Source organism: Hydrogenophaga taeniospiralis, from assembly GCF_020510445.1.
Lineage (GTDB): Bacteria > Pseudomonadota > Gammaproteobacteria > Burkholderiales > Burkholderiaceae_C > Hydrogenophaga.
On the sequence record NZ_JAHBAG010000001.1, the window covers coordinates 536,703 to 562,827 of the forward strand.

Annotated in this window: 27 protein-coding genes; 10 read left to right on the forward strand and 17 right to left on the reverse strand. The window is 62.8% G+C overall.

What is annotated here, in order from left to right; translation table 11 throughout:
* Positions 1–2: 2 nt before the first annotated feature.
* The 5 genes from KIH07_RS02475 to KIH07_RS02495 are packed head-to-tail and all read left to right on the forward strand — an operon-like array spanning position 3 to position 3,818.
* Positions 3–566 (forward strand): chalcone isomerase family protein, encoded by a 564-nt coding sequence (locus tag KIH07_RS02475; RefSeq protein WP_226490457.1) that lies wholly within the window; start codon positions 3–5, stop codon positions 564–566.
* Entirely contained in the window at positions 563–1,921 is a 1,359-nt protein-coding gene (locus KIH07_RS02480; protein WP_226490458.1) for an MFS transporter, read from the forward strand. The genes KIH07_RS02475 and KIH07_RS02480 overlap by 4 nt, the downstream gene beginning before the upstream one ends.
* A complete protein-coding gene (locus KIH07_RS02485; RefSeq protein WP_226490459.1) occupies positions 1,918–2,457 on the forward strand; it encodes a DUF3833 domain-containing protein in 540 nt (179 codons plus the stop codon). Before KIH07_RS02480 ends, KIH07_RS02485 begins: the two co-directional genes overlap by 4 nt.
* A gap of 31 nt (positions 2,458–2,488) precedes the next feature.
* Entirely contained in the window at positions 2,489–3,361 is an 873-nt protein-coding gene (locus KIH07_RS02490) for an SDR family NAD(P)-dependent oxidoreductase (RefSeq protein ID WP_226490460.1), read from the forward strand.
* A gap of 7 nt (positions 3,362–3,368) precedes the next feature.
* The gene (locus KIH07_RS02495; RefSeq protein WP_226490461.1) at positions 3,369–3,818 is read left to right on the forward strand and encodes a nuclear transport factor 2 family protein; all 450 of its coding nucleotides are present in this window, start codon (positions 3,369–3,371) and stop codon (positions 3,816–3,818) included.
* 112 nt (positions 3,819–3,930) lie between these two features.
* On the opposite strand, the gene KIH07_RS02500 is transcribed toward KIH07_RS02495, so the two are convergent.
* Complete coding sequence (locus KIH07_RS02500) at positions 3,931–4,545, reverse strand: glutathione S-transferase C-terminal domain-containing protein (protein WP_226490462.1); 615 nt, start codon at positions 4,543–4,545, stop codon at positions 3,931–3,933.
* Between the two features lie 204 nt (positions 4,546–4,749).
* Here KIH07_RS02500 and purB point away from each other — a divergent pair, with 204 nt between their 5' ends.
* The gene (gene purB / locus KIH07_RS02505) at positions 4,750–6,138 is read left to right on the forward strand and encodes an adenylosuccinate lyase (RefSeq protein WP_226490463.1); all 1,389 of its coding nucleotides are present in this window, start codon (positions 4,750–4,752) and stop codon (positions 6,136–6,138) included.
* Positions 6,139–6,325: 187 nt separating this feature from the next.
* The gene (locus KIH07_RS02510) at positions 6,326–7,102 is read left to right on the forward strand and encodes an MBL fold metallo-hydrolase (RefSeq protein ID WP_226490464.1); all 777 of its coding nucleotides are present in this window, start codon (positions 6,326–6,328) and stop codon (positions 7,100–7,102) included.
* Here the strand turns inward: KIH07_RS02510 and KIH07_RS02515 are convergent.
* Complete coding sequence (locus KIH07_RS02515) at positions 7,099–7,515, reverse strand: DUF3717 domain-containing protein (RefSeq protein WP_226490465.1); 417 nt, start codon at positions 7,513–7,515, stop codon at positions 7,099–7,101. The genes KIH07_RS02510 and KIH07_RS02515 overlap by 4 nt on opposite strands.
* 462 nt (positions 7,516–7,977) lie before the next feature.
* Here KIH07_RS02515 and KIH07_RS02520 point away from each other — a divergent pair, with 462 nt between their 5' ends.
* Both KIH07_RS02520 and KIH07_RS02525 read left to right on the forward strand, forming a co-directional pair.
* Positions 7,978–8,700 (forward strand): TerC family protein, encoded by a 723-nt coding sequence (locus KIH07_RS02520; protein ID WP_226490466.1) that lies wholly within the window; start codon positions 7,978–7,980, stop codon positions 8,698–8,700.
* A 75-nt stretch (positions 8,701–8,775) separates the two neighbouring features.
* Positions 8,776–9,126 carry a phage holin family protein gene (locus tag KIH07_RS02525; RefSeq protein ID WP_226490467.1) on the forward strand — a complete coding sequence of 117 codons (351 nt, stop codon included), beginning with the start codon at positions 8,776–8,778 and terminating at the stop codon, positions 9,124–9,126.
* On the opposite strand, the gene KIH07_RS02530 is transcribed toward KIH07_RS02525, so the two are convergent.
* On the reverse strand, positions 9,109–10,809 hold the full coding sequence (locus tag KIH07_RS02530) for a M48 family metalloprotease (RefSeq protein WP_226490468.1): 1,701 nt from the start codon (positions 10,807–10,809) through the stop codon (positions 9,109–9,111). The genes KIH07_RS02525 and KIH07_RS02530 overlap by 18 nt on opposite strands.
* A gap of 58 nt (positions 10,810–10,867) precedes the next feature.
* On the opposite strand from KIH07_RS02530, the gene moaC reads away from it, so the two are divergent.
* Positions 10,868–11,371, forward strand: coding sequence for a cyclic pyranopterin monophosphate synthase MoaC (gene moaC, locus KIH07_RS02535; RefSeq protein WP_226490469.1), 504 nt, complete (start codon positions 10,868–10,870; stop codon positions 11,369–11,371).
* Between the two features lie 23 nt (positions 11,372–11,394).
* On the opposite strand, the gene KIH07_RS02540 is transcribed toward moaC, so the two are convergent.
* The 14 genes from KIH07_RS02540 to KIH07_RS02605 all read right to left on the reverse strand — a co-directional run bounded on the left by KIH07_RS02540 (position 11,395) and on the right by KIH07_RS02605 (position 26,124).
* Positions 11,395–12,078, reverse strand: coding sequence for an NTP transferase domain-containing protein (locus KIH07_RS02540; RefSeq protein ID WP_226490470.1), 684 nt, complete (start codon positions 12,076–12,078; stop codon positions 11,395–11,397).
* Positions 12,051–12,653, reverse strand: a complete 603-nt coding sequence (locus KIH07_RS02545) for an HAD-IB family phosphatase (protein WP_226490471.1) — start codon at positions 12,651–12,653, stop codon at positions 12,051–12,053. The genes KIH07_RS02540 and KIH07_RS02545 overlap by 28 nt, the downstream gene beginning before the upstream one ends.
* Complete coding sequence (locus KIH07_RS02550; RefSeq protein WP_226490472.1) at positions 12,650–13,492, reverse strand: class I SAM-dependent methyltransferase; 843 nt, start codon at positions 13,490–13,492, stop codon at positions 12,650–12,652. Before KIH07_RS02550 ends, KIH07_RS02545 begins: the two co-directional genes overlap by 4 nt.
* A 41-nt stretch (positions 13,493–13,533) precedes the next feature.
* Positions 13,534–15,588 (reverse strand): sulfatase-like hydrolase/transferase, encoded by a 2,055-nt coding sequence (locus KIH07_RS02555; RefSeq protein ID WP_226490473.1) that lies wholly within the window; start codon positions 15,586–15,588, stop codon positions 13,534–13,536.
* Positions 15,585–16,247 carry a YidC/Oxa1 family membrane protein insertase gene (locus KIH07_RS02560; RefSeq protein WP_226490474.1) on the reverse strand — a complete coding sequence of 221 codons (663 nt, stop codon included), beginning with the start codon at positions 16,245–16,247 and terminating at the stop codon, positions 15,585–15,587. Before KIH07_RS02560 ends, KIH07_RS02555 begins: the two co-directional genes overlap by 4 nt.
* Positions 16,247–17,551 carry a CDP-glycerol glycerophosphotransferase family protein gene (locus KIH07_RS02565; protein WP_226490475.1) on the reverse strand — a complete coding sequence of 435 codons (1,305 nt, stop codon included), beginning with the start codon at positions 17,549–17,551 and terminating at the stop codon, positions 16,247–16,249. Before KIH07_RS02565 ends, KIH07_RS02560 begins: the two co-directional genes overlap by 1 nt.
* A 154-nt stretch (positions 17,552–17,705) precedes the next feature.
* Positions 17,706–19,097, reverse strand: a complete 1,392-nt coding sequence (locus tag KIH07_RS02570) for a sulfatase-like hydrolase/transferase (protein ID WP_226490476.1) — start codon at positions 19,095–19,097, stop codon at positions 17,706–17,708.
* 11 nt (positions 19,098–19,108) lie between these two features.
* A complete protein-coding gene (gene tfpZ, locus KIH07_RS02575; RefSeq protein ID WP_226490477.1) occupies positions 19,109–19,873 on the reverse strand; it encodes a TfpX/TfpZ family type IV pilin accessory protein in 765 nt (254 codons plus the stop codon).
* 65 nt (positions 19,874–19,938) lie between these two features.
* Positions 19,939–20,499, reverse strand: coding sequence for a pilin (locus KIH07_RS25445; RefSeq protein WP_319004773.1), 561 nt, complete (start codon positions 20,497–20,499; stop codon positions 19,939–19,941).
* 244 nt (positions 20,500–20,743) lie between these two features.
* On the reverse strand, positions 20,744–21,319 hold the full coding sequence (locus KIH07_RS02585; protein ID WP_226490478.1) for a pilin: 576 nt from the start codon (positions 21,317–21,319) through the stop codon (positions 20,744–20,746).
* A 185-nt stretch (positions 21,320–21,504) separates the two neighbouring features.
* Complete coding sequence (locus KIH07_RS02590; protein WP_226490479.1) at positions 21,505–22,308, reverse strand: 3',5'-cyclic-nucleotide phosphodiesterase; 804 nt, start codon at positions 22,306–22,308, stop codon at positions 21,505–21,507.
* A gap of 40 nt (positions 22,309–22,348) precedes the next feature.
* Entirely contained in the window at positions 22,349–24,598 is a 2,250-nt protein-coding gene (locus KIH07_RS02595; protein ID WP_226490480.1) for a CHASE2 domain-containing protein, read from the reverse strand.
* A 68-nt stretch (positions 24,599–24,666) separates the two neighbouring features.
* Positions 24,667–25,293, reverse strand: a complete 627-nt coding sequence (locus KIH07_RS02600) for an FHA domain-containing protein (protein WP_226490481.1) — start codon at positions 25,291–25,293, stop codon at positions 24,667–24,669.
* Between the two features lie 45 nt (positions 25,294–25,338).
* On the reverse strand, positions 25,339–26,124 hold the full coding sequence (locus tag KIH07_RS02605; protein WP_226490482.1) for a Stp1/IreP family PP2C-type Ser/Thr phosphatase: 786 nt from the start codon (positions 26,122–26,124) through the stop codon (positions 25,339–25,341).
* Between the last annotated feature and the right edge of the window lies 1 nt (position 26,125).

The following is a 26,125-nucleotide window of genomic DNA, read 5'->3' on the forward strand; positions in this document are numbered from 1 at the left end:
CCATGCCATACACCCACCGCCTGCCGCGACACACGCTGGCGCTGATCGCGCTGGGCGCGGCCCTGTGCGCCCCCGCCCAGGCCACCAGCCCCATCGAACCCACGGCCAGCGCCGCGCTGCAAGGCCAACAGGCGGTGGGCCAGGGCCTGCTGCGGGTGTGGGGCTTCGAGGTCTACGGCGCCAGCCTCTGGGCCGCGCCGGGCTTTGATGCGCAACGTTTCGCCGCGCAGCGCTTCGGGCTGGAGCTGCATTACCGGCGCGCCTTCTCCGGGCGCGACATCGCGCAGCGCTCGATCGACGAGATGCGCGGCATCGGCGCACTCACCCCCGAACAGGCCACCCGCTGGCAACAGGCCATGGGCGCGCTGTTCCCCGACGTGGCGCCGGGCGACCGCATCCTGGGCCTGCACGTGCCCGGCAGCGGCGCGCGGTTCTACCTCAACGGCCGGCTGCTCGGCGAGATCGCCGACGAGGGGTTTTCGGCCCGCTTCTTCGGCATCTGGCTCTCGCCCGCCACCTCGCAACCGCGCCTGCGCGAAGCGCTGATCGCGCAGGTGCGGCGATGAGCCCGGCCCGCCCCACCCGCATCCCCACGCCGGCCGAACACTTCGTGGGCACCGGCGCCTGGCGCCACGGCCTGCGCTATGGCCTGCTCGGCCTGCCGCTGGCCTTCGTGGCGCTGCCGCTGTACGTGATCCTGCCCAACCACTACGCGCGCAGCTTTGGCGCGCCGCTGGCCGCGCTGGGCCTGGTGTTGCTGCTAGCGCGCTTGTTCGACGCGCTGCTCGACCCGCTGATCGGCCGCTGGTGCGACCGCCTGTTCACGCGCTCGCACCGCGCCGTGCTGGCCGCAGGCGCCGGCGCGGCCGTGGCACTGGCCCTGGGCCTGTGGGCGCTGCTGTTCCCGCCCGAGGCGGTGCGCACCGACCCGGCCGCGCTGCTGGCCTGGGCCGGTGGCCTGATGGCCCTCACCTGCACCGCCTACAGCGTGGCCAGCGTGGCGCACCAGACCTGGGGCGCGCGCCTGGCGGGCAACGAGGCCCAGCGCAGCCGCATCGTCGCCTGGCGCGAGGGCCTGGCGCTGCTGGGGGTGTTGCTCGCCGCGGTCTTGCCCGGCACGCTGGGACTGGGCGTCACCGTCACCGCGTTTGCCGTGCTGCTGGCACTGGGCTGGTGGGCCTGGAGCGCGGCGGTGGTGCCGCTGCGGGGCGGCCCGCTTCCGCCCGCGCAGGCCGGGGCAGGGGTGCGGCGCTCACCGCTGCGCCAGCCGCGCTTCTTGAAACTGCTGGCGGTGTTCGTGCTCAACGGCACGGCCAGCGCGGTGCCCGCCACCCTGGTGCTGTTCTTCGTGCAGGACCGGCTGCAGGCGCCGCGCGCCATCGAGCCCGCCTTCCTCGCCACCTACTTCCTGTTCGCCGCGCTGTCGCTGCCGCTGTGGGTGCGGCTGGTGGGGCGCCTGGGCCTGGCGCGCAGTTGGCTGGCCGGCATGGCGCTGGCCGTGGCGGCCTTCGTCTGGGCGGCCACGCTGGGCGAGGGCGATGTCTGGCCGTTCCTGCTGGTGTGCGCCCTCTCAGGCATGGCCCTGGGCACCGATCTGGCCCTGCCCGGCGCCTTGCTCACCGGCCTGATGGACGAACTGGGCGAGCGCGGCCACCGCGAAGGCGCCTACCTCGGCTGGTGGAACTTCGCGGCCAAGCTCAACCTGGCGCTGGCCGCCGGCCTGAGCCTGCCGCTGCTCGCCCTGTTCGGCTACAGCCCCGGCACGCGCGACCCCGCCGCGCTGCAGGTGCTCACGCTCGCCTACTGCCTGCTGCCCTGCGCGCTCAAGCTGCTCGCGGGCGCCGCGCTGCACACCCTGGTGATCCGGCCCGAGCGCCTGACCAGACCCACGGCCCTCCCGCCACTGAAAGCCCACCCATGAAACGACGCCTCGTGCTCACCACCGGCATCGCCGCCACGCTCGGCCTGGCGGGCTGCGCCGGACCGAGGCTCAGCGACCACGCGGGCGAGCAGCCCGCGCTGGACCTGCGCGACTATTTCAACGGCACGCTCGACGCCTACGGCGTCTTCACCGACCGTGCCGGCAAGGTGGTCAAACGCTTCACCGTGCTGATGCGCTGCCGCTGGACGGGCGAGGACGGCGTGCTCGACGAAGACTTTGTGTACGCGGACGGCAGCACGCAAAAGCGCATCTGGCGCCTCAAGCACCTGGGCGAAGGCCGCTACAGCGGCAGCGCCGACGACGTGGTGGGCACGGCGCTGGGCCAGACCCGCGGCAACGCGTTCCGCTGGGACTACACGCTGGCCCTGCCGGCGGACGGACAGATCTGGCACGTCGCGTTCGACGACTGGATGTACCTGATGGACGCGCGCGTGATGCTCAACAAGGCCACGATGAGCAAGTTCGGCGTCCGCCTGGGCGAGGTCACGCTGAGCTTCGTCAAACGCCCCGCATGAGCGGCCCGCTCTCCCACATCCCCCTTTCGCCATGACCGCCCCCAGCCACTTCGTCGAACCCAGCGCCCCCCTGCGAGCGGAAAGCCCCGCCCGGCGGCGCGGCTGGCGCCTGCTGCGGCCCTTCAACCCGCCCATCACCGGGTGGCGCGGCCTGCGGGTCTGGGTGATCGGCGCCTCCAGCGGCATCGGCCTGGCCACCGCCGAGGCGCTGGTGGCGCGCGGCGCGCGGGTGCAGGTCTCGGCGCGCGACGCGGCCGCGCTGGAGCGGCTGGTGGCCCGGCATCCGACACTGCCCGGCGCCACGCCGGTTCAGGCCTGGCCGCTGGACGTGACCGACGCCCCGGCGGTGGCGCGGACCGCGCGCGCCATCCTGGCCCAGGGCCCGCTCGATCTGGTGCTGTACTGCGCCGGCCACTACCGCGAGATGCGCGCCACCGCGCTCGATCTGGCCGAACTGCGGCAGCACCTGGCCATCAACTACGTCGGCGCGCTCAACGTGCTCGACGCCGTGCTGCCCGCGCTGATCGCGCGCGGCGCCGGCCACCTCAGCCTGGTCAGCAGCGTGGCCGGGTTTCGCGGCCTGCCCAAGGGCCTGGCCTACGGCCCGACCAAGGCCGCGCTCACCCACCTGGCCGAAACCCTGTACCTCGATCTGGAGCCGCTGGGTCTGGGCGTGAGCGTGGTCCACCCCGGTTTCGTGCAGACGCCGCTGACCGCGCAGAACGACTTCAGCATGCCGGCCCTGATCACGCCCGAGCGCGCCGCGCAGGCCATGCTCGACGGCTGGGCGCAAGGCGCCTTCGACATCCACTACCCCAAACGTTTCACGCGCTGGATGAAGCTGCTGCGCCTGGTGCCCTACCGCGCCTACTTCCCCGCCGTGCGGCGCTTCACCGGGCTATAAACCTCCCATGACGCTGCCCACCGACGACCTCCGCGCCGCGGTCGCCCGCCTCGCCGCCTACTTCGAAACCCTCACGCCCCAGAGCGTGGCGCAGATCGACCGCTTCTACGCGCCGCAGGCGCGCTTCAAGGACCCGTTCAACGAGGTGCAGGGCGTCCCCGCGATCGGCCGCATCTTCGAACACATGTTCCAGGCCCTGCACGAGCCGCGCTTCACCGTGACGCAACAGCTCGTGGACGGCGCGCAGGCGTTTCTGGTCTGGGAATTCCACTTCCGTTTCCAGCGCTTCGACACCACCACCGTGCAACGGATCCGCGGCGGCTCCCACCTGATGCTGGACAACGACGGCCGCATCCGCGAACACCGCGACTACTGGGACGCGGCCGAAGAGCTGTACGAGAAGCTGCCGGGGTTGGGCACACTGATGCGCTGGCTGAAGCGCAGAGCCGCCCGTTAACACGCCGGCGCGCGTGCCCGCTTCCAGGATGCCGCGGAACTGGCTTTGCCAGGCCGCAGGCATCGCCCCCTGGGGGGTGACGCGCCCCTAGGCGCGGCGCGGGTGGAACCTATTAATTCGGCCGTGTGTCCACAAAACTCTGGCGCAGGAAGAGCTTCTCGCTGAGCTTGGCCAGGTTCGGGTAGGACGAACGCCAGTCGATGTCGGGGAAACGGAAGTCCAGGTAGCCCAGCGCACAGCCCACCGCCAGATCGGACAGGCTCAGATGGATGCCCGAGCAGAACGGCTTGTCGCCCAGGCCCTGGCTCATGGACTTGAGCGCCGCGTGCACCTTGCCCATCTGGCGTTCGATCCAGGCGTCGCTGCGCTGCTCGTCGGTGCGGCCGGCCCAGGTCGCTTCCAACCGGGCCAGGATGGCCGCGTCCAGCAGGCCGTCGGCCAGCGCTTCCCAGGTCTTGACTTCGGCGCGTTCGCGGCCCTGGGCCGGGATCAGCTTGCCCACGGGCGAGAGGGTGTCGAGGTATTCAACGATCACCCGCGAATCGAACACCGCTTCACCGCCCTCCATCACCAGGCACGGCACCTTGCCCAGCGGGTTGGAGGTGCCGATCTGGGTGCTCGCCGACCAGACGTCTTCCGGCAGGAACTGGTAGTCGAGCTTTTTCTCGGCCATGACGACACGCACTTTGCGCACGTAGGGGCTGGTGATGGCGCCGATGAGTTTCATGGACGGTGCTTCGTGAGACAGGTTTCCCCGGGTCGGCCATTTTAGCCAGCCGCGGGCCCCACAGGGCTGACAGCACCACGGCGGAACACCCGGCCACCGACACTGGCCAGCGCGCGGCGCCAGACGGCACCGGGCCGCCGGGGCCGTGCCTCCTACAATTGGGGGATGCGCCCGACCACCCCCGCCCCCACCGCTCACCCCCCCATGGCCTCCCAGGCCCTGACCCCCGTTTCCGCCCTGTCCCCGCTGGACGGCCGCTACGCCGGCCGGCTGGCCAGCCTGCGGCCCTTCATGAGCGAACAGGGCTACATGCACCGCCGCGTGCAGGTCGAGATCGCCTGGTTCATCGCCCTGTCCGACGCTGGTTTCGACGAATTCAAGCCGCTCACGCCCGGCGCCCGCACCTACCTCCTGGGCCTGGTGAAGAACTTCAGCGAAGCCGATGCGGTGGCCATCAAGGACATCGAGAAAACCACCAACCACGACGTGAAGGCGGTGGAGTACTGGATCAAATCGAAATTCGACGCCCGCCCCGAGCTGGAAAAGGCCGCCGAGTTCGTGCATTTCGCCTGCACCAGCGAAGACATCAACAACACCAGCCACGCCCTGCAGCTCAAGGGCGGGCGCGACGCGGTGCTGCTGCCCGCGCTGGACGGCGTGATCGCCAAACTGCGCGAGATGGCGCACGCCTTCGCCGCCGTGCCCATGCTCAGCCGCACCCACGGCCAGACCGCCAGCCCCACCACGGTGGGCAAGGAGCTGGCCAACGTGGTGGTGCGCCTGGCCGCCGCGCGCGAGAAGATCGCCAGCGTCAAGCTCATGGGCAAGATGAACGGCGCCGTGGGCAACTACAACGCCCACCTCTCGGCCTGGCCCGATTTCGACTGGGAAGCCTTCAGCCGCAACGTGATCGAGCAGCCCGAACCGCTCGGCCTGGGCCTGACCTTCCAGCCCTACAGCATCCAGATCGAGCCGCACGACTACATGGCCGAGCTGTTCGACGCCATCGCCCGCACCAACACCATCCTGATCGACCTGGCGCGCGACATCTGGGGCTACGTCAGCGTGGGCTACTTCAAGCAGCGCCTCAAGGCCGGCGAGATCGGCTCCAGCACCATGCCGCACAAGGTCAACCCGATCGACTTCGAGAACGCCGAGGGCAACCTGGGTCTGGCCAACGCCCTGCTCAAGCACCTGTCCGAAAAGCTGCCGATTTCCCGCTGGCAGCGCGACCTGACCGACTCCACCGTGCTGCGCAACATGGGCGTGGCGCTGGGCTACGCGGTGCTGGCCTACCACGCGCTGGGCGTGGGCCTGGGCAAGCTCGAACTCAATGAAGAAGCGCTGGCCGACGACCTGGACGGATCGTGGGAAGTGCTGGCCGAGCCGATCCAGACCGTGATGCGCCGTTTCGGCGTGCAAGGCGCCTACGAAAAACTCAAGGAAGTCACGCGCGGCAAGACCGTGACGGCCGAGGCCCTGCACGCGCTGATCCGCAGCCTGGAGATCCCCCAGCCGGAAAAAGACCGCCTGCTGGCCATGACGCCCGGCAGCTACATCGGCAAGGCCGAGGAACTGGCACGCCGGGCCTGATCACGCGCCCCCTCCGGCCCGGGTGTGACCGATGTCTCACCCGGCCGGGAAATGTGGGCAGCCCGTCCGGGCGGAGCGCGGTATTTCCGACAGAGTGCGCCGGACAAACGACAGCCACCCACCATCGGCCCTGCTCGAATACCTAGAATTCGTTGCCCTCAACCCTGCCCGACCACCGAAGGACCCCATGGCCATCGAACTCTTCAACAAAAACGGCCATGTCTGCCTGATGTTCGCCCACCTGAGCGACGAAGACGGCGAACCTGGTCAGGCCGTGCAGGCCAACCAGTTCCTGGTCATCCATGGTGACACCGGCGCCATCATCGATCCGGGTGGCAACATGGCCTACAACGAGCTGCTGCTCACCATCGGCCGCTTTTTCCCGCCCAGCAAGCTGTCCAAGATCCTGGCCTCGCACGCCGACCCGGACATCATCGCCTCGCTGGACCGCTGGATGACCAGCACCCAGGCCACGCTGTACATCTCGCGCCTGTGGGAGCGTTTCGCGCCCCACTTCTGCAAACCCGGCAAGACGGCCGGCCGCATCATCGGCATCCCCGACCCGGGCGTGCGCATTCCCCTGGGCAGCTCCGAGCTGGTGGCGCTGCCCGCGCACTTCATGCACTCGGAGGGCAATTTCCAGTTCTGGGACCCGGTGAGCCGCATCCTCTTCTCGGGCGACCTCGGCGTCTCCATCGGCACCTCGGCCGACGCCGCCAAACCCGTCACCTCGCTGGCGCCCCACATCCCGAAGATGGAAGCTTTTCACCGGCGCTACATGGTGTCGTCCAAGGTGCTGCGGCTGTGGGCCAACATGGCCCGCACCCTGCCCATCGACATGATCGTGCCGCAGCACGGCGCCCCGCTGGCGGGCGCGGCGGTGGGTGAGTTCATCAACTGGATCAGCGACCTGAGCTGCGGCATCGACTACGTGACCCAGGCCAACTACACGGTTCCGGCCTAGGAACCGGTGTCTTCCAGCGCCCGCTCGGCGTAGCGGTTGAAGCGCCAGGCGCTGCCGTCGAGCGTGATGCGCCGCCAGCTGGCGCGCTTCTCGCCTGGGGTCATTTCGGTCCAGTGCTGCACCTCGTCAAAGGTGCGCCCGCACCCCTTGCACACCTCGTCGCCCTGGCTGGTCGAGCAAATGGCGATGCAGGGTGTGTCGGGCGTGCTGTCGAACCAGGCGAGCCAGGCCTCGCGCGCCGGAGTGGGCAGGGAGGTTTCGTCGGCCTCGGTCTCGCGAAAGTACACCATGAGCGCGTACACCTCGGCCAGCGCGCGCGTCTGTGGCGCCAGCGACAGGCCATCGGGCGAGGGTGAGCGCTCACGCCAGTGGTTGATCGCGGCCTCGATGTCGGTGATGTGTATGCCAGCCATGGGGGACGAATCATAGCCAGCACCCCCGTTTCGCGGCCGGTACCGGCGCCGGAACACCGGCTCGCTCTGTGGGAACTGCGTATCCGCAACGGCGGTCATGGGGCGTCCCGGGTCGGTACAATCGCGGGTCTCGAAGGGGAGTAGCTCTCCGCTCCGCCGCTCATGAGCGCCCTGCGCCCCGGGCGGCCGGACATTCGGGCTGTCGTCAATACGAAGCGGTGCCACCCGCTTCCGGCAGCCCGGGCCCGGCGTTCCATCGCCAGGCCGAGCAAGACCTTTGATGGGCTCCCCACGGGCCGATCAAGGCATGTCCGTTCCTCCCTTCGCCAGCGCAGCCGCGCCGTCGCAGGCAGGTGAGACAGTGCCTTCCGATCACCCAGGGTGGCCGAACATGAGAAGGTCGGGCGGACGACGGGCAGGCCCCGCTTCCGACCCTTTTGAACACACCACCACGAGGCATTTATGGATTTCCTGACTTCACCTGCGTTCTGGGTCGCGCTGGGCCAGATCATCATCATCGACATCCTGCTCGGCGGGGACAACGCGGTCGTGATCGCGCTGGCCTGCCGCAAGCTGCCGCCCGCGCAACGCACCAAGGGCATCATCTGGGGCACCGCCGGCGCCATCGTCCTGCGCGTGATCCTGATCGCCTTCGCGATGACACTGCTCAACGTGCCCTTCCTCAAGCTCGCGGGCGCGGTGCTGCTGGTGTGGATCGGTGTCAAGCTGCTGGCGCCGGACGAAGACGGTCACGGCGACATCGCCAGCAGCGACAAGCTGTTCGCGGCCATCAAGACCATCATCGTGGCCGACCTGGTCATGAGCGTGGACAACGTCATCGCCATCGCCGGCGCGGCGCAACACGCGGGTGAACACTCGCTGCTGCTGGTGATCCTGGGCCTCCTGATCTCCATCCCGATCATCGTCTCGGGCAGTCAGCTGGTCATCAAGCTGATGGCGCGCTTCCCCATCATCATCACGGGCGGCGGCATGCTGCTGGGCTGGATCGCCGGGGGCATGCTGGTCACCGACCCGGCCCTCGCCGACCCGGAAAACATGGCCTGGATGCTCAAGCTGCCGCAAACCCCGGTGGTGAAGTACGCGGCCGCCGTGGTGGGCGCGCTGCTGGTGCTCGTGATCGGCAAGGTGATGGCGGCCCGCCATCCGGTGCCGGAAGAGGCGTAACCCGCGCGGCGTTTGCCACCGGGCGGCCTGCGCGAGCAGGCCGCCTTTTTCATGTCCGGTGCTATGCTGCCCCACATGAAACTCATCCTGAAATGGCTGCTCGCGGCCTGCGCCCTGCTGCTCGTGGCCTACCTCTATCCCGGCGTGCAGATCCCCAACTTCACCTCGGCCCTGATCGCCGCGGCGGTGATCGGCCTGCTCAACACGCTGGTGCGCCCGGTGTTGGTGATCCTGACACTGCCAGTGACGGTGGTCACGCTGGGCCTGTTCCTGTTCGTCATCAACGCCCTGATGTTCTGGGCCGCCGCCAGCCTGCTCGACGGCTTCGGCGTCAACGGTTTCGGCGCCGCGCTGCTGGGCTCGCTGATCTATTCGGCGCTGATGCTGGTGGTGGACACGGCCCTGAAATCAGTCCTCTCGCGTTGATTCGCGCAACTGCGCCTCGACCTCGCGGCGGCGCACGTCCACGATCGCCAGCTCCATGCCGTCGGCCGCGCGATCGGCAGCGGGCAGCGCCTGCGCGGCCCTGAAACGCTCGACAGCCCCGGCGAAATCCAGCTGGGCCGCACGGGCCTCGGCCTCGGAGCGCACGGAGCGCAGGCGCTGACCCAGCGCCAGTTGCGCCCGCGCCAACGTCTGCCAGGCCTGCGCGTCGCGCGGATGCGCCGCCACCCACTCCTGCAGCCGAGCCGCGGCCTGCCGTGGCGCACCGGTGGCCAGCGCCGCCTGGGCCCCGAGCAACACCGCCGCGCGCTGGTGGCTGGCGAGCGCCGCGTCGCGCAGTGCCCCCAGCGGCCCCTGCACCGCCGCGCCGGCCGCGCCGCCTGAGGTTGCGCTCGGCAGCATCAGCTCCATCAACAGCGCATCCACCGCCCACCGCGTTTCGGGGGCTGCCGGCACCGCTTCCGTGCGCAGACGCTGCGCCAGGTTCAAGGCCAGATCGCGCTGCCCGAGGCGGTGCGCGGACAGCGCCGCGGCGTAGCGGTCACCGGGCCGGGCATCGGCCGACTGCCCGGAGCGCAACCAGGCGCGCCAGCGGTCCGGCCCGTTTTCGGCCAGCACCCGAGCCCGCGCCGACATCAGCGCGTGCAAGGCCGGTGTGGCCGACGCCGGGGCGCCGGGCAAGCGCGGCATCGCGCCCTCGCGGCCCGGGGTGGACGGCGGCAGCGTCAAGGTCAGACCGCCCTGCGTGGCGGGCACCGGCGCGGCGACCCCGGGGGCGTCGGCACGGGGGCCGGCCCCGGCGCCGCTGGCCAGGGGCAGGCGGGCGCGCATGTCCGCGATGCGCTCGCTGGTCAGCGGGTGGCTGCGCAGGTAGGGGAAAGAGCCGTCGTCGTTGAGCCGCCCGGCCTGTTGCAGCTTGTCGAACATGCTCACAAACCCCCGGCCGTCGAACCCCGCGCCCGTGAGCACGCCAAACCCCACACGGTCGGCCTCGCGCTCCATGTCGCGCGAGAAATTGAGCTGGGTCTGCACCGCCACCGCCTGGCTGCCGACGATGGCCGCGTTGGCCACATCGGCGTTGGCCCGCGCCGCCAGCACCCCCAGCACCATGGCGCCGAGCAGCCAGGGCGCCTGCTTGTCCTGGCGCGAGAGCATGCGCGCGATGTGGCGCTGCGACACGTGGCTCAACTCGTGCGCCAGCACGCTGGCCACCTCCTGCGGTGTTTCGGTCACCGCCAGCAGCCCCAGGTGCACCCCCAGATAGCCGCCGGGCAGGGCGAAGGCATTGACGCGCTTGTCGCGCGAGATCATCAGTTCCCAGGCCAGCCGCTCGGACAGCTCGGCGGGCACGTCCCCGCGCGTGCGCGCCGCGCCCAGCAGCGGCACCCAGAGCGACTGCAGGTAGTCCACCAGCACCGGGTCGTCCAGGTAGTCGGGGTCGCGGTAGAGCTGTTGCGCGATGCTGTCACCCAGCCGCCGCTCGGCCGCGATGGACATGTCGGAACCATCGCCCAGCGTGGGCAGGCCCGAAGTGACCGGTGCATCCACAGCGGCCGTCTGCGCGTTGGAAAGCGCCGCCGGCACAACGGCCAGCGCCGTGAGCAGCAGCGCCGTGGAAACAGGTCGCGCCGGTGGCGAAAAGAGAGGCCTGAAGGAGAAACGCATCCCCGTATGATGCCGCCAAGTCCCCCAGGTTTCTGTAAAGACCGCGCAAAGCACCCCCATGAACACCCCCAAAACCCCCTCCGACAGCAGCCCGCTGACCCACTTCGACGCCCAGGGCCAGGCCCACATGGTCGACGTGGCCGCCAAGGCCCACACCCACCGCGTGGCCGTGGCAGAAGGTCGCATCCACATGGAGCCCGCCACGCTGGCGCTGATCCAGAGCGGCAACGCCAAAAAGGGCGACGTGCTGGGCATCGCACGCATCGCGGGCATCCAGGGCGCCAAAAGAACCAGCGAACTGATCCCCCTGTGCCACCCCATCGCGCTCACGCGCGTGGCGGTGGAGTTCGAGGTGGAGGCGTCATCCAGCAGCGTGCTGTGCCGCGCGACGGCCGAATGCACCGGCCAGACCGGCGTGGAGATGGAAGCCCTCACCGCCACCAGCGTGGCCCTGCTCACGATCTACGACATGTGCAAGGCGGTGGATCGGGGAATGACGGTCAATGGGGTGCGGTTGGTGGAGAAGCGGGGGGGGAAGAGCGGGCATTTTGTCGCTGGGTGACCAGAATCATTACCCTTGTGGCCTTATTTGGATACATCCTGGATCGCCGCCAGTTCTTGGGCAAATCTTTTCGCCTCAACCAGATCAGCCACGGTGTCTACTTCGCGCAAGTTCAATGGGAAGGCAACCGCTGGCAAATGCCGTTCCAACCGATTGAACACGTAGTCCTTCTCTTCATCGAGAAATTGCGCGTTCCCCGAAAAAACATTTGCCCATTCAAGGGAAGATGCATCAGTGCGTGAGAAGCCCGTCACGATCATGCTCCCACCCGGGGCTGACGTCGTGTGAGCATACACTGGGTTTTCGCTGATTGAAGGCGTGACCCCTATTGTCAAATCGCTGTCTGCGGAAAACGAAACGAAGCTCATCAAGGAGCGAGGTTCAATCAGCAGATCTCCGTCCAGAAACAGAATTTTCCCCTTACAGCCCCTGGCACCGAGGGCCATGCTCTGGGCAGTGTTCGTGGTTCGATAGTGAGGATTGCGTACGAGCACAACATTGCGATGCCTGCGTGACACCAAATCGACGATCATCTCCTCGCGATAGCCAACGACCACATGAATGCGTCGAACGACGGGCTCAAGAACATGAATGAGTCTACTCAGTAACGTGACGCCGCCGATTTCCAGCATGCACTTCGGCATACCATGCCCGAGCCGCGAACCGATCCCGGCGGCGGCTATGACAGCGTATTCAACAGGCTGCATAAGGTGTCTCCATCGTGTATCACATAGTCGGCAGCCGCGATGGCAGAAGCGGTTGGGCTATGTGTGCCGCCATAGGCAATCGCCACGTCAGCTTCCCGCAGCATCGGCACATCGTTGGAACCATCCCCTACCGCGATGATGCGGGTATATCCGGACGCCCGCAGATCATTGATGGCATCCCCCTTGTTCAGCACGGTCTCGAGTCGCACTTGATCTTCGACCAACGTCGCCTTGGAAAAGTAGCCCTTGCAGCCCATGTTTGCCACAACCCGCGATGTCCAAATGTCCAAATTTCCCGTGACGATGAAGCACTGATTTGGTTTGCTTCGAATAAACCTTAGAAGTACCTCGTCCATCGGAATGTCGGCAATGATGGAATGAACTCGCTCAATTGGCACGCGTCCCAAAATTGCCACGCGAAGGCTGAGTGATTCCTCGAACGTGATCAAGCCCTCCATCGTGACCCTGGTCAGAGTTGCAACTTCTTGTGAAATCCCTAACTCAGACGCGATACATGGGAGGATCTCCGTCTTGGTCAAGGTGCCGTCAAGATCAAAGCAGAACGCTATTGTCATGCACACCTTTCAACCACCAACCATCGCTGCCGTGTTTCGGCACGGTTGTTCATGGATTCGTCGGCGTAAACATCACCGCTATCCAGCGACCGGCAGCCCGAGCTTGACATGGCCTCAACAATCAAGGATCTGATTTGTTCTTCCGTCCGATAGATGGCGTTGTATGCCTGTTCGAGCTCGTCGGAAAAATGGTCTTTGATTGTCAGCCGCTGGGAAACCGCCATTGGCTCTCGAAACACGGCGCGCGACTTCGGGGCCATGACTCCGGCGATGTTGCGCAGCGCGCTTAAAAGTTCATCGTCATTCAGGTAAATCAGGACGCCTGCGCAAAGTATCCGATCGAAAGGCAACGACTCATGCAAGGAGTTCAAGGTGAAATTGTCCACCGCTGCAACAGTAAATCGGCAGTCAGCAGATTCACCCAGATGAGATTTGGCATATGCAATCAGCTCGCGAGAGAAATCCATGCCGTGGTAGGCAGCACAGTGTCCGAGCAATTCTCTTGCCCATCTGCCGGTGCCACACCCAACGTCGAGCAAACGCTCCACGCCCCCGAGGCGCAGCAGCGGCGTCAGGCACGCCTTTTCTGCAGCATCGCGTCGCTCGGCAAGATCTGCATGTTTGTCTTGGTAAATCACGGCACGGACCGGGCCAATGCGATCTATCCGTCGTGCGCGCTCCGCGAAGAACTCGCCCACCTTAGCCCGATCAATTCTGGGCAGATCGTCATCATCAGGTTTTGACAGTATTCGGCTCATGACCAAGAGAAGTTGGAGGCCTGAAAAGCGCCACAGAGAAACATCGTCAATCTCGTTGCCTCGCTGATGGGAAAAAGACAAATGCTCAACATTCAGTACAAGCTACTGAAACTGGAGAACACTCATGGCTCACGAGTGCTCCAGCCACGTATGTCAAATGGATCTTTGCCCTTCAAAACCAATTGTTTGGTGATAACGAAGGAGTTGGGTTTCTGCATACTGAATTGCCACGGAACGAGGGAAGCGAAGAAGGGATCATCCCGGCCCATCGCTTCAACGGGTTTTTTGTTCAAGTAGGGATTGACACAACCACCGATATCCTTGCACAGCGAACTGGGGACCTCCGCGTTAGGCATAAAGTCCTCCGAAACTTTGAGCGGTCCAGATCCTCCCGCTCTTTTTAGCATCACCAGAGGGCGAAGGCTTACATACGCATTGTCGGTTGCGCCTCCTTCCACAGCCCTTCGTGAAGAATCCTGCACACTGCCCACAATCCCATGGTCTGAAGCAATGACAATGGTCGTGTTGTCATAGACACCCTCGGCTTTCATATAGTCGAAAAACCGGGCGACGGAAAGAAGGGCGCAGCGTGCTGTGTTGGCATGTTGAAGTGAAAAAAGACTGCCATGCCCGTGGCTCTTCAGCTCATCCTTTGACAGCGTGAGCGCCTCCGGTTTTGGCAGGCAATCCAGTCCCATGAAATAGGGTTCGTGCGGCAGGATGTTCGAGATGAAGTTGAAACTGGGCCCGAATTCATCGATTTCAGTCATCTGGTCCATGGCTTCCAGTTCAGCCCACTCCCGTAAGGTGGTACCGGCAGAATGATCCAGGAAAGGCTTCCATGGTCCGTTGACGTAGATCGCTTCCTTCATGGCATAAGGCGCCACTCGCATGGCTCCAAGCAGAACCAATAGATCCGCATAGTTTGCCTCCGCCAGCGCATTGATTGGAAATCCCATGGCCTTTGCCTTCTGATGAGAAATACTGGCCGGAATATGGGTACAGGTAACGCCATCGAATCGTAGAAAATCGCAATCACCTTGCATCGTGAAGCCAAGACCTCGCGGGTTCACAAAATTGACCCGATATCCTTTGTCTGCAAAGTTACGCGGAAGTATCGAGAAAGCTTCCACTGCGAGGTCACGCAAAGGCATCCCTCGCCGGTTCATTTCCACAGGCGTGTAGTCGTACCCTCCGAGCAAGGGGTGCAGTCCCGCGATCGAGTTCTGCCCTGCTGACACAGTACGTGGGTACCAGATGAAACCACTCAAACGTTGTGCCAGATCGGGATGACTCTCCAGGATTGACTCGACATGCGATCCCATGAAACGGTCGAGAAATATAAATAGTGTGTTCGGATGAGACCGGGAAAACTGCAGTGTCTTTTCAGACATTGATGCGGGATCGCCACCGCCGGACATGCCAACTTGATCCCGATTGATACTGATACCAGCTGCAAGAAGGATCGAAGAATTGGCGATCAACATCGCCCCGAGGATCGCTCGTGTACCGAAACGTTTCCAAAATAACCGCAAAGTCAGGCCGATAGAAACGACGACCAGCAGATCAATCAATGTTCTCAGAGACGTTGATGCCAGCGTTCGTTGAAGCTGCTCAAATGCAAGCCCCGTTAGCATGGGAAAGCCAAATGGCAAAACGAATGCATAGATCCAGCTCAGAAAGAAAGCGCCGATCGACAGCAATGTCATGCCGGAGCGAATCTCTGAATAGTAAGCAATCATGTACAGGATGGCTGCCGAATAGACCACCACCATCACATTGCGCATGTTCACCTTCAGCAGTCGGTCAAAATGGATACCAATCTCACCAGGCGACGTCAAGAAGGTTGTGACGGGAATGGCAACAAGCACGAGCAAGGCGATTCCGAACACCGAAAGCAGATATAGGGGTAAACGGTAACACCCCAGCAGATCAGAAGCCTTCTGCAGCACCGATGGTGAGACCCAGCGGTACGCGGCCACCACTGATATGGTCGAAGCAATCAGTGCCCACAGCGAGCACTCTAACCACAGTGCGGCCGCAGGTATCAGAAAAGCCAAGACGAGTTCTAGCCCAAATGCAGCATTGGCTCCGATAATGGACCGTATGGGGCGCAAGAGCAGAAGCCCCCCCACAAGAACCACCGCACCGACTACAAAAATCAACAACACATTCATGAGGCGATTTCGCTCAAATGCCTTCTGGAAAGCATGTTGCGCAACAGCGACCAGAGGTTGTTTATCGTCCAATACAGCACAAGACCCGCTGGGCTCGCATAAAGCAAGGCAAGAAACACCAAGGCCAGCGCCATGGCCTGCAGGCGCTGACCTTTGTCGTTCACGTAATAGAGCACGGATATCGCGTTGATCACGGTCATGAGCAGAGGAAGCAGGTTGATGCCGGCCAACAATTTATCAGGTCGTCCCAAGTCCTCTACCCGACCGAATGTCGCTCCGTCGAGCAGGCCTGGACCTGACAGAAAATGAAACACAGTCGCGAATATGAAGATCTGTAAAAACAGTTCGTTCGAAGTGAACAATGCCTGAATCGGGTGGTAGCGGTACTGTCGGTGCACGGCTCTTATATAAAAATATCGCTCCCGCCCTTTGAAGTTTGCTTTCATGCGGGCCACTTCTCGTGTCATCTGTTCGCGCAGCCTGCGCCCTTGGCGGGAACTTGCCTCCATCTGTCTGTACAAAGGAAAAAGCAGGAAGTTAAGCAGGATACTGAAAACAATAATCTTCTCGCCCGGACCAAGCCACACGGGAAGATCAAACAAAACCTGATAAATCACCATCAGGGGTTGCAGAAGTAGGATTTCAAAAAAATCGGCCATCAAGCATTGACCTCTGCCAAATGGGCCTGCGTTTGACCTTTTTCTTGTTGATATATCTGCTTGATCTGCTGGGCAGCGATGCTGCCTGCGCCGCCGAAGTTATATATCAAGGTATTCCGAATTTCTTCAAGTTTCGACGCAGAGTGATTTTTCAGCACTTTCTCAAGATGTTCTGCAATATTGCCTATTTCGGTTGGGAGCACCGGGACGATAAAGTCGGAACACTGTTGCTTGAGTTCACTGTCACCACCGAGCAACTCTCCTTCAAGCCCTCCCATCTTCATCTTACGATCTATCACGACAACGGGCCGCTCGAAGATGAATGCAAATTCATGGGCAATGCCGGAAATATCACTCAACAATATGTTCGCTCTTGCCATCGCACCCACCGGGGTCCGATCGGTATTGACCTCCACGCCCGGCAATGACAATATCTGTGCGTACAGTTCGGGCTGAGAAACCTTCATTTGAGGGTGAGGGCGGACAATTACGCGAAATCGCTGGGCGATGGAGATTACGAAGTCAGTCCCGAACGCCTCGAACATGCTCAGGGCCCCCCAACTGGGGGCAATAAGAACAACCGGATCTCCGGAAAGAGGTGGGAGCTCACGTGCCGTCTTCAGCATCTCGTCAAAATGCGGCAATCCGGTTTCGTACAGATCTTTCCTTTTGAAGCCTCTGATTTTTTCCATGCGCTGTATATTTGCCTTGACAATAGGGCCGCAGCACAATACAGAATCATAAAAATCATAGGCATATGGCCTTACAAACCGCGACTCGCCCAATGCATGCTGCACGATTGCATAGTGCCGAACATGCGCCGAACGACGAAAAGTCATGACATCCAATTGCGGGGTTGTCGTAATCAGTACAACCGCCTCGACGTTATTGAGATAGGCATAGCCCAACATCCCTTCGGGAACAGATCGATGTATTACATTCTGAGGCAAGGGCTCGAACGATTCATCGCGTGGATACATTGTGAAATAGGCAATGTCGACACCCAGAGCATCAAGTGCTCGAATGATAGGCAAAAAGGTGATCTCATAGCGGGGATCTTCGCAATGGATGGCTATTTCACACTTTTGGTCCCGCCGTCGAACGCTGAACAGCCAGCTGGCGGCTCGGTAGTAAAGACCTCGCAAGGTGAAGTAGATGGAAACCACAATTCCGGTCACCACATAAAACAGCGCGCTGCCTGTGCCAGGGTCAATGTATGCAAAAGCAGAGGCAGGATAGATCAGAAGACCAATAGCGATTAGAACAATCGGCACTTGTGCATGGCCTACATTTGGAGATTGCATTTTTCGCTGTTTAAGCCTGACGGGAAGGTTATACGTCAATCGTTGACACATCAATTTTTCTTATTGCGCCGAATGCAAATCGGCATCGCATGAAATTAAATCCATGCACAAACAAATACCGGTGGCATTACGGAAATCAATCGAAAAGCCGCCTTTATTGCAGCGTGAAATGAAGCATAGACACCTGTTTCCGCTCGAAATGTCCACGCGATGCTTCATCGTTGAAAATGGGTGCGTGGTCGCCCACCACGACCACCTCGACACCCCGCATGGATTCATCTTCGGCGAGTTTGGCCAAATGCTCGAAGAACTGCACATGCAGGTTCTGATAGTTGCACAACTGCTCGTCATATGCCGCTCCAAATGCCCCACGGCACAACTCCTCGCGATAATCGACAACGTCTCGCCGATCGTAGGGCATATGCGAATTCAAGGTTAACCAATAAAGGAACACTTTTTCGGCACTCAAGCGGTTCCGCACGATATCAAAGAGATGGCGATCACAGTATCCTGGAAACGAATGACAAAGCGGCTTGGTTTGAGGCAATGCCTCTTTAAATATGAGCTCTTTCAGACCTATCTCCGGCCACCATAGCAATCGACGATACATGAATCCATGCGCGCCATGAATCCCAATTGTGGAGTAACCCTGTTTGCGAAGCTGTGCTGGCAAACAGTCGCCTACAGCTTCCGCCGTCAGTTTTCGAAAGTTCAAGCGCGTTGGAATCATCCCACACATTTCACGCAGCTCGCCTGCCGCAGTCGCCCCAACTGCATGAACCCTATCTAACGTCAGATCTTTCACATGGGGGCTTTGTCGCAATGCCTGGATTTGCCCTTCCAGAATGGAAAGGTCTTTCGGTTGACCCCATGACTCGGCAATGATGAAAAGAACACGAGGCGGCAACTGCTTTTGACCCCAAACCAACTTTGCAGCGGACGGGTACTGAATCGGTATGTATTCGGCATCATCGGGTCCATTGCCAATAGCCTGCCCTTTATTGATGACCATGACATCACGGGCGAAATGCACAGAGCTTCCAAATAAAAGGTGCATTCTGTCGGCAAACGTCGGGGAAAAGAAGGTTTGCTCCTCCGCCGACAAAACCCATTGATATTGAAACAGACCCAGCGCAACCATTATCTGAAGCAGGAGATGTCGGCTTCGATGCAGTCCTTTAAGGGTACGAATCGACAACAAAAGTCCTGCAGCCATCAGCGCTATCAGCAGGACCAAAGACGCCAGATACGAAGGGCGAGCCTCAAACAGGAACTCTGCCATATCCCATATCTGCCCTAATTCAAACAGATAAAAAATGGAAGACATTCCCAGTGACAACTCGGAGGCCACCGCAAATATGAACGCTACGACTCCAAAAAATCGAAGACCCGCTGCCAACAGAAAAAATGCCAGCAGCATTTCGGCACTAAAGAGATGGCGTTTGTATCCAAAATATAGAGACAGGCCCTGAAAGAGCAGGCCCAACAGGGCATAAATCGCTAGCAGCAACAGGTATCTGTGCCAAGCGACTTTAGATTCAGACATTTGTTCCCTCATCAGAAATAGCCGTCGTATGGCAGGAACCCTACGATCCGTCCATCTGCTTGCACCACGGCCACGGCATCGTTTTTGGCCCGAACGGGCAAAAACTTCATAGCACGAGGGTCCAAATTTTGTTTCTTAAGCAGTTTTTCGGTGTCAAGGCCGGCATCTGGATACTGCTGTATCAACTGCTCTAGCGGCCGTCCTGCCTCTACCGCCAGTACCCGTTCGGACGCACCATAAGGTATCCAGAACTTTGGTCTCTGGCTGGTATCAACGCCGTCGAAGATGGCCGTGGCCAGGGCATTAGATCGCTCATCGCCCGACTCTGGCCGGCGCAGTGCAAGAGTGATCGGTCCAAGCAGCGACAGGTGCCGGAATTCCGGAAGGGCTTCAGACAGCTCGGAAGTGACCACTTCGGCCGATGTAATGACGCGAAAACGGTCGAATTCGAACACCAAGGCAACTGGTCTGGCCATACTGACCGTGTATATGCCGTAAGCAAGCGCCGACAACTGCAAAACGGCAATGGTCACTATGTCACGCCTCAGATGGGCCCAGCCCTTCTGGCGGTTGAACACGGCAAAAGTCAACAACGGCCCTAGCACCACATCAACCGACATGATAAGAACCAGCAGCTCGCTGCCCCCCGCCATGTAACGGTAGTCGTCCGGATACCACAAACCAAAAACCAGCACGGCCACCAGCGATGCCACTGCCGCCGATGCCAGCAGATGCACCCCCCCGGCATGGAAGCGTTCACGCAGATTTTTCACCATTGACCATTGTTTTGATAGGCGGCTGTACTTCGGTCGTCTCTCCACGGGGCCGCCGACACCAACTGTCAGCGGCATTCCGTGGGCGCGTATTTTGCCGGTAAAGTGCCCAAAGAACCGACCATGTTTCGCATCGTTGAAAGCGATCGGGTATCGGACTGACAACTCCAGTCGATCGCGCCGGTGATGCCTGCGCCAAAGGAAGCGCCCAATTGTTCCACATCAGAAGATCCAGAGCCGAATTTGACCCACGGCGACAAAATCAACGAGTCACTAGCACCCTGGGTAATGGGACCAACAGTCTCGGCGTACACAATGGTGATCTCGCCCTGTGTGTTGCCCACCGCCTCTTCCATCGATATCCGCGTCACGTACTTGCTGGTCGCACCGACGCCATTGGCCTGCTGATTCCAAGCGCGCGCAGCGGTGGCAAGGTCCGTTTGCGTCGCCACCCCGACACCAATCTGGGCTTTTGCATCCGCGGCCAGGACCACACCCTCCGTCACCCGGGCCCTGATGGTGTAGTCCTGATAGGCCGGCAATGCAATCGACGCCAAAATACCGATGATGGCGACCACAATCATCAACTCGATTAGCGTAAAACCGCTCTGGGCACTGGTGTTCATCATGACCTCGACGGAACTCATTAATGGCAGATCACCCACTAGCCGCAGGAGTCATGCCAGCGGCAAACCCCACGAATTTCGTGAACAAAGTCACATCATCAGATGACAATGTTGCCCAATGCGACATTTTTCGACCTTTCGAAAGCGACTTTTGTCAGAGACCTTTTTACAGAAAGGCAAATAAAAAAAGGCGCATGAAGCGCCTCTTTTTATATGTCGCGCCTGCGCGCGACCCCAGCAACCGTTATTAGCGGCACTCGTTCGGGGCGAACTTGGCCTTCAAAGTGCCCGCAGTAGCGGCAGCACGGCCACGTGCCGTTGAGGTGGCCTCCGTCACCGACTGACAGCTCCAGTCAATGGCACCGGTTTCCGCCGCAGCATAGGAAGCGCCCAGTTGCACCTGATCGGTGGAAGCAGAACCGTACTTGATCCAGGGCGACAGAACCAGCTGATCGTCAGTGCCGGTGGTGACCGGGCCAACGAGGGTGGAATAGGTGATCGTGATTTCGCCCGTGGTAGCGGCAACCGCTGCGGCATTTGCGGCTTCGGTCATGAGCACGCTGGTCACGTACTTGCTGGTGGCACCGACGCCACCGGACTGGTCGTTCCAGGTTTGGGTCGTCACGGCCAGATCGGCGGCGGTGGCAGAACCCGTGCCGATTTGCGACTTGGCGTCACCCGCAAGGCTCAGGCCTTCCGTCACGCGGGCGCGAACGGTGTAGTCCTGATAAGCCGGCAGGGCCACGGCGGCCAGAATACCAATGATGGCCACCACGATCATCAATTCGATGAGGGTGAAACCTTTTTGCATGGAACGCTTCATGAGTAAAACTCCTATGGGGTTGTGGGAGAACGACGGTACCCGAGCAGCAGAGATCGTGCCAGCCTGAAATGCCCGGCTTTTCGCGGCCTTTTTCACAGCTCGTCGGCAGAAGTGACAATTTGTGCCCGCCGCATCCGGATGTGACTGACATTTTTTGTCACCCCACCCGCAGACGACCGGTTTTGTCACAGCTCGAAGGTCTGTCCGGCGCTGAGCCAGCGGATGTCGTGCCGCACGTCGTCGGGCCGGTTGGGCCTGTCGTCGAAGCGGCGGATCTCTTCCATGATCAGGCCGGTTTCGGCGGGCTTGGTGTGGGTGATGTAGATCGGGTAACGCTGGTTGCGGTCGATCTGGTCGAGCTCTTCGGCCAACGTGCCGGGCGCCAGGTGCAGGCTGCGCCGGGCGAGGTCTTTTTCCCGGTCGCTGAACGCGGTTTCGATGATGAGCAGGGCCATGGGCAGCTGGTTGATGCGCTGCCAGAAGGCGGGGTTGCGCTCGGTGTCGCCGCTGAACACCCAGTGGCCCGAGGCGGTGGCGGCGGCGAAGCCGACCGCGGGCACGGTGTGCACGGCGGGCAACACTTCGATGGCCTTGCCGCCCACCTGCAGCACCTCGCCCACGGTGATGGGCACGAAGCGCATGAGCGGTGTGTCGGCGCTGGGGATGGTGGAGAAGTCGGGCCAGATGAGGTTGTTGAAGATGTGGGCCTTGAGGGCGTCGATGGTGCTCTGCAGGGCGCGCACCTGCAGCGGTTCGGCGCCCGCGGCCAGTCGGCGCGCGGCCACGGCGTCGAGCATGAGCGGCAGACTGGCCACGTGGTCCAGGTGCGAATGGGTGAGCAGGACATGGTTGACGCGGGCCATCTCGTCCAGGCTGAGGTCGCCCACGCCGGTGCCGGCGTCGACCAGGACGTCGTCGTCGAGCAAAAAGGAGGTGGTGCGGCACCCCTGCGCAATGGCGCCGGAGCACCCCAGAACTCGTACCCTCATCTGCAGATTCGCCTGGTTTCGTGGCCGGCTCAAGCGGCCTCTATTTGGTTTCGAACGTGGTGGCCCCGTCCCAGGCCGGGTCGGGCGGCAACCGCCTCATGGAGGCTACCCGCTGGGCATAGAGCCGGTAAAGGACTTTTTCCGCATTCTGGCGCTGCAGTTGGAGCAAACACGCGTCGCACGCGTCCCAGTCCTGCGCCCGCCAGGTTTGAAGGACCCGGTTCCACAGCCGCAGTTCCTCGGCCAGTTTGTCGGAAAGCGTTTCCGGGGTGCCCAGCGGCGTGTAGATGGTCACTGCGGTGGCCCGGCCCTTGACGCGCACGCGGTCCAGCTCCTGCCAGACGAACTGCGGCGCCTGCTCCCGGGTGGCGTCGCTGGCAACGATGTCCACGCCGTAGGTGGGCGACAGACCTTCGAGCCGGGAACCCAGGTTGACCGCGTCGCCCACCACGGTGTAGCTGCGGCGCACGTCCGACCCCATGTCGCCCACGCACATCTGGCCGGTGTTCAGGCCGATGCCCACGCCGATCTGCGGCAGCCCCTGGCGCGCGTGCTCCTGGTTCAGCCGCCGGACGGCCTCGGCCATCTCCAGCGCGGTCTGCACCGCCAGACTGGCATGGTCGGCGGTGTCGACCGGCGCCCCCCAGAACGCCATGACGCAGTCGCCCATGTATTTGTCGATGGTGCCCCGGTGGCTGCGGATGGTGTGGGTGAGGCGGCTGAAGACGGTGTTGAGCAGAGCCTGGAGCCGGGTGGGCTCCAGGGTTTCGGACAGCCGGGTGAAGCCGCGCATGTCGCAGAACATCACGGTGAGCTCGCGCGTGGCGGCGGTCATGCTGTAGCGGCTGGGGTCCCGGACCATCTCGTCGACCAGTTCGGGTGGCACGTAGGTGCCAAAGAGCTGGGCGAGCTTGCGCTTGGCACGGCTCTCCACCAGGTAGCCGTAGCTCATGTTGAGCGCGAAGGCCAGGGCGCTCATGACCAGCACGCTGGCCAGCGGCAGCACCAGGCCATGGCCCAGGTAGAGCCAGCCGTTCAGGCCCACCACCGCAGCCACCACCCCCAGACTCAGGCCCACCGCGCGCGCGGCGCTGAGCAGCGGCAGCGCCAGGGCGAGCACGAGGCCGGACACCACCAACACCACCAGTTCGTAGCCCAGCGCGTAGTCGGGTTTGACGAGCACCTCGCCATCGAGCAGGTGCGAGATCAGGTTGGCATGGGTCTCCACCCCGGGGTAGGCTTCGCCCACGGGGGTGATGCGCTGGTCCTGCAGCCCCGGCGCGGTGGTGCCCACGAGCACGATCTTGTTGCGCAGCCGCCCCGCTGGCACGCGCCCCGCCAGCACGTCGCCGGCGGACACGTAGGCGAACGAACCCCCTTGTGGCCCACCGCGTCCGCGAAAGGGCACCAGTGCGGCCAATCGATCGTCCACCGGGATGGCCAGCGCGGTGTTCTCATGCACCAGACGCACGCTTTCCAGCGCCTGGTAGTCGCGTGGCAGGAATTGCTCGGCCGGGAAGCCCGGCTCCACCCGTGGCGACCCGAGCAACAAGCGAAACATGGCCAGCGACAGCGATTCGTAATAACGCCCGCCGTGTTCGGCCAGCAGAGGCACCGAGCGCACAACGCCGTCGCTGCCGGCCACCGCATTGAAGAAGCCGGCCCGCGGTGCGGCCTGCGCCAGTGGGGCGATGTTGGCGCCGAAGCCGTCCCATCGGGTGGCCAGGATGCTGCGCCCCTGCAGGGCCTCGGGCAGCATCACGGGGGCGGGCAGCGCGCCGCTGGTGCGGCCGTCCCGGTCGCTGGTGAAGTAGTAGCCGAGCACCACCGGCCGGCCCTTGAGCGAGCGGGCGAATCGGGCGTCGTGGTCCAGCTCGGGCCGCAGACGTTCGATCTGCTCGGCCAACCCCGGCTGACCGGCCAGGGCACCGTCGGCGAGCCGCTGGAGCTGGTGCAGACCGGAACTGTCATCGGCCTCGGCAAACACGGTGTCGAACCCCAGCACGGCGATGCCCTGGTCTTCAAACAGCGTGTCCACCAGCCGGGCCAGGTGGTCACGCGACCACGGCCAGCGCCCCACCTCGGCCAGGCTCTTTTCGTCGATGTCGACGATCACCACCCGGTCGTCGAGCGTGCCGGGCATGGTGGCGCGCAGGCGCGCGTCGTAGACGATGTCGTCCAGGCGCTGCAGCACCCCCATGGGCAACACACCCAGCGCGTGCAGGATGGCGAAAATCAGGGGCAGCAGGGTGACCGCGATGCGCGGGCCGTGTCTGCTCAGGGCCGGCATGGGGCGCGGGGAGCGGGCAATGCGGGGTGGCCGCCGTCAGCGAAAGCGGCGCGCGGCACCGGCCAGCGTCACTGCTGGATGAACTGCATCTGCGTGCCGGCCAGTTCGATCAGGTCACCATGGCGCAGGTTGACCGCATCGGAACCGATGGGGTTGCCATTGATGGTGGGCCTGGTGGCGCCTTCCACCAGCGCGACCACGTAACCCTGAGGGCGGCGCGTGATGGCCGCCACCGCCACACCCGGCTTGCCGATGGTGGTGACCACCTTGACCAGCGGCACCTCACGCCCGGCGGCGGCGCCGGACATGACCTTGATCGCGGCGTTGCCCACCGGCGGATGCGCCGTACCCGCGCCCACCACGGCACCGGCCTGGATGACCATGGTTTTTTCGTGGTTGTCGGGCGCGCCTTCGTGCGCGAACTTGATCTTGTACTTGCCGATCTCGATCGTGTCGCCATTCTGAAGCTGGTGCTTCTTGATGGCCTTGCCATTGACGTAGGTGCCGTTGGTGCTGTTGAGGTCTTCCAGGAACACGTCGGCGCCCGACATCTGCATCACGGCGTGTTCCCCGCTGACGGCGAGGTTGTCGATCACGATGTCGTTGTAGGGACGGCGACCGAGCGTGGTGCGATCCTTCGTGAGCTGCACCTCCTTGATGACGACGCCGTCGATGGAAACGATCATTTTCGGCATGGCCGACTCCTGTGGAACCTGATGGACTAATTCTAAAGAACTCAGTTACTGCCCCAGCATGCGCGACAGCAAGCCTTTGCGTAACGGTTTGGACCGAGCATACGCCAATATCACGGAAATATTATCGCGGCCCCCGGCGGCGTTGGCGGCGTCTATCAGGGTGTTGGTTTTTGCCTCCAGCGTGCCGTCGGAGGCGAGTATGGCGGCCAAGCGGCTGTCCGGAATCATGTCGGACAGGCCGTCGGAGCAAAAGAGGTAGAGGTCGCCGTCCTCGGCCCGGTATTCGTTGACTTCCAGCAACACCGTGTCTTCCACCCCCAGGGCCCGGGTGACCAGGTTCTTGTGGGTGGCGAACTGGGCCTGCTCCTGGGAAATCAGGCCGGCGTCGATCTGCTCCTGCAGCAACGAATGGTCGCGTGTGAGCTGCACGAACTCGCCGCCGCGCAGCCGGTAGCAGCGCGAGTCGCCCACATGGCCAATGAACGAGCGCACGCCCTGGAACACCGCCATCACCAGCGTCGTGCCCATGCCCGCGTACTGGGGGTTGGAGTTGGCGGCGTTGAAAATCGAGCGGTTGGCGTTGTCGATGCAGATTTCCATGGCGCGCTTGATCTCACGGCCATTGGCCTCGTATCCGCCCTCGGTCATCCAGCGACCCAGCTCTGTCTTGATGAAGGTGGTGGCCATCGCGCTGGCGACCTCGCCGGCGTTGTAACCGCCCATGCCGTCGGCCAGCACCACGACGTGGTTGTCCACGTCCAGGGCGATGGAATCTTCGTTGTTGTCCCGCACCATGCCGGGATCCGTGAGACTGAAGTACTCGAAAATCATG

Excerpts from the sequence above, each read along its gene's own strand:
- KIH07_RS02475 (WP_226490457.1), top strand. The coding sequence starts at position 3 with ATGCCATACACCCACCGCCTGCCGCGACACACGCTGGCGCTGATCGCG.
- KIH07_RS02480 (WP_226490458.1), top strand. The coding sequence starts at position 563 with ATGAGCCCGGCCCGCCCCACCCGCATCCCCACGCCGGCCGAACACTTC.
- KIH07_RS02485 (WP_226490459.1), top strand. The coding sequence starts at position 1,918 with ATGAAACGACGCCTCGTGCTCACCACCGGCATCGCCGCCACGCTCGGC.
- KIH07_RS02490 (WP_226490460.1), top strand. The coding sequence starts at position 2,489 with ATGACCGCCCCCAGCCACTTCGTCGAACCCAGCGCCCCCCTGCGAGCG.
- KIH07_RS02495 (WP_226490461.1), top strand. The coding sequence starts at position 3,369 with ATGACGCTGCCCACCGACGACCTCCGCGCCGCGGTCGCCCGCCTCGCC.
- KIH07_RS02500 (WP_226490462.1), bottom strand. The coding sequence starts at position 4,545 with ATGAAACTCATCGGCGCCATCACCAGCCCCTACGTGCGCAAAGTGCGT.
- purB (WP_226490463.1), top strand. The coding sequence starts at position 4,750 with ATGGCCTCCCAGGCCCTGACCCCCGTTTCCGCCCTGTCCCCGCTGGAC.
- KIH07_RS02510 (WP_226490464.1), top strand. The coding sequence starts at position 6,326 with ATGGCCATCGAACTCTTCAACAAAAACGGCCATGTCTGCCTGATGTTC.
- KIH07_RS02515 (WP_226490465.1), bottom strand. The coding sequence starts at position 7,515 with ATGGCTGGCATACACATCACCGACATCGAGGCCGCGATCAACCACTGG.
- KIH07_RS02520 (WP_226490466.1), top strand. The coding sequence starts at position 7,978 with ATGGATTTCCTGACTTCACCTGCGTTCTGGGTCGCGCTGGGCCAGATC.
- KIH07_RS02525 (WP_226490467.1), top strand. The coding sequence starts at position 8,776 with ATGAAACTCATCCTGAAATGGCTGCTCGCGGCCTGCGCCCTGCTGCTC.
- KIH07_RS02530 (WP_226490468.1), bottom strand. The coding sequence starts at position 10,809 with ATGCGTTTCTCCTTCAGGCCTCTCTTTTCGCCACCGGCGCGACCTGTT.
- moaC (WP_226490469.1), top strand. The coding sequence starts at position 10,868 with ATGAACACCCCCAAAACCCCCTCCGACAGCAGCCCGCTGACCCACTTC.
- KIH07_RS02540 (WP_226490470.1), bottom strand. The coding sequence starts at position 12,078 with ATGCAGCCTGTTGAATACGCTGTCATAGCCGCCGCCGGGATCGGTTCG.
- KIH07_RS02545 (WP_226490471.1), bottom strand. The coding sequence starts at position 12,653 with ATGACAATAGCGTTCTGCTTTGATCTTGACGGCACCTTGACCAAGACG.
- KIH07_RS02555 (WP_226490473.1), bottom strand. The coding sequence starts at position 15,588 with ATGAATGTGTTGTTGATTTTTGTAGTCGGTGCGGTGGTTCTTGTGGGG.
- KIH07_RS02560 (WP_226490474.1), bottom strand. The coding sequence starts at position 16,247 with ATGGCCGATTTTTTTGAAATCCTACTTCTGCAACCCCTGATGGTGATT.
- KIH07_RS02565 (WP_226490475.1), bottom strand. The coding sequence starts at position 17,551 with ATGCAATCTCCAAATGTAGGCCATGCACAAGTGCCGATTGTTCTAATC.
- KIH07_RS02570 (WP_226490476.1), bottom strand. The coding sequence starts at position 19,097 with ATGTCTGAATCTAAAGTCGCTTGGCACAGATACCTGTTGCTGCTAGCG.
- tfpZ (WP_226490477.1), bottom strand. The coding sequence starts at position 19,873 with ATGGTGAAAAATCTGCGTGAACGCTTCCATGCCGGGGGGGTGCATCTG.
- KIH07_RS25445 (WP_319004773.1), bottom strand. The coding sequence starts at position 20,499 with ATGATGAACACCAGTGCCCAGAGCGGTTTTACGCTAATCGAGTTGATG.
- KIH07_RS02585 (WP_226490478.1), bottom strand. The coding sequence starts at position 21,319 with ATGAAGCGTTCCATGCAAAAAGGTTTCACCCTCATCGAATTGATGATC.
- KIH07_RS02590 (WP_226490479.1), bottom strand. The coding sequence starts at position 22,308 with ATGAGGGTACGAGTTCTGGGGTGCTCCGGCGCCATTGCGCAGGGGTGC.
- KIH07_RS02595 (WP_226490480.1), bottom strand. The coding sequence starts at position 24,598 with ATGCCGGCCCTGAGCAGACACGGCCCGCGCATCGCGGTCACCCTGCTG.
- KIH07_RS02600 (WP_226490481.1), bottom strand. The coding sequence starts at position 25,293 with ATGCCGAAAATGATCGTTTCCATCGACGGCGTCGTCATCAAGGAGGTG.
- KIH07_RS02605 (WP_226490482.1), bottom strand. The coding sequence starts at position 26,124 with ATGATTTTCGAGTACTTCAGTCTCACGGATCCCGGCATGGTGCGGGAC.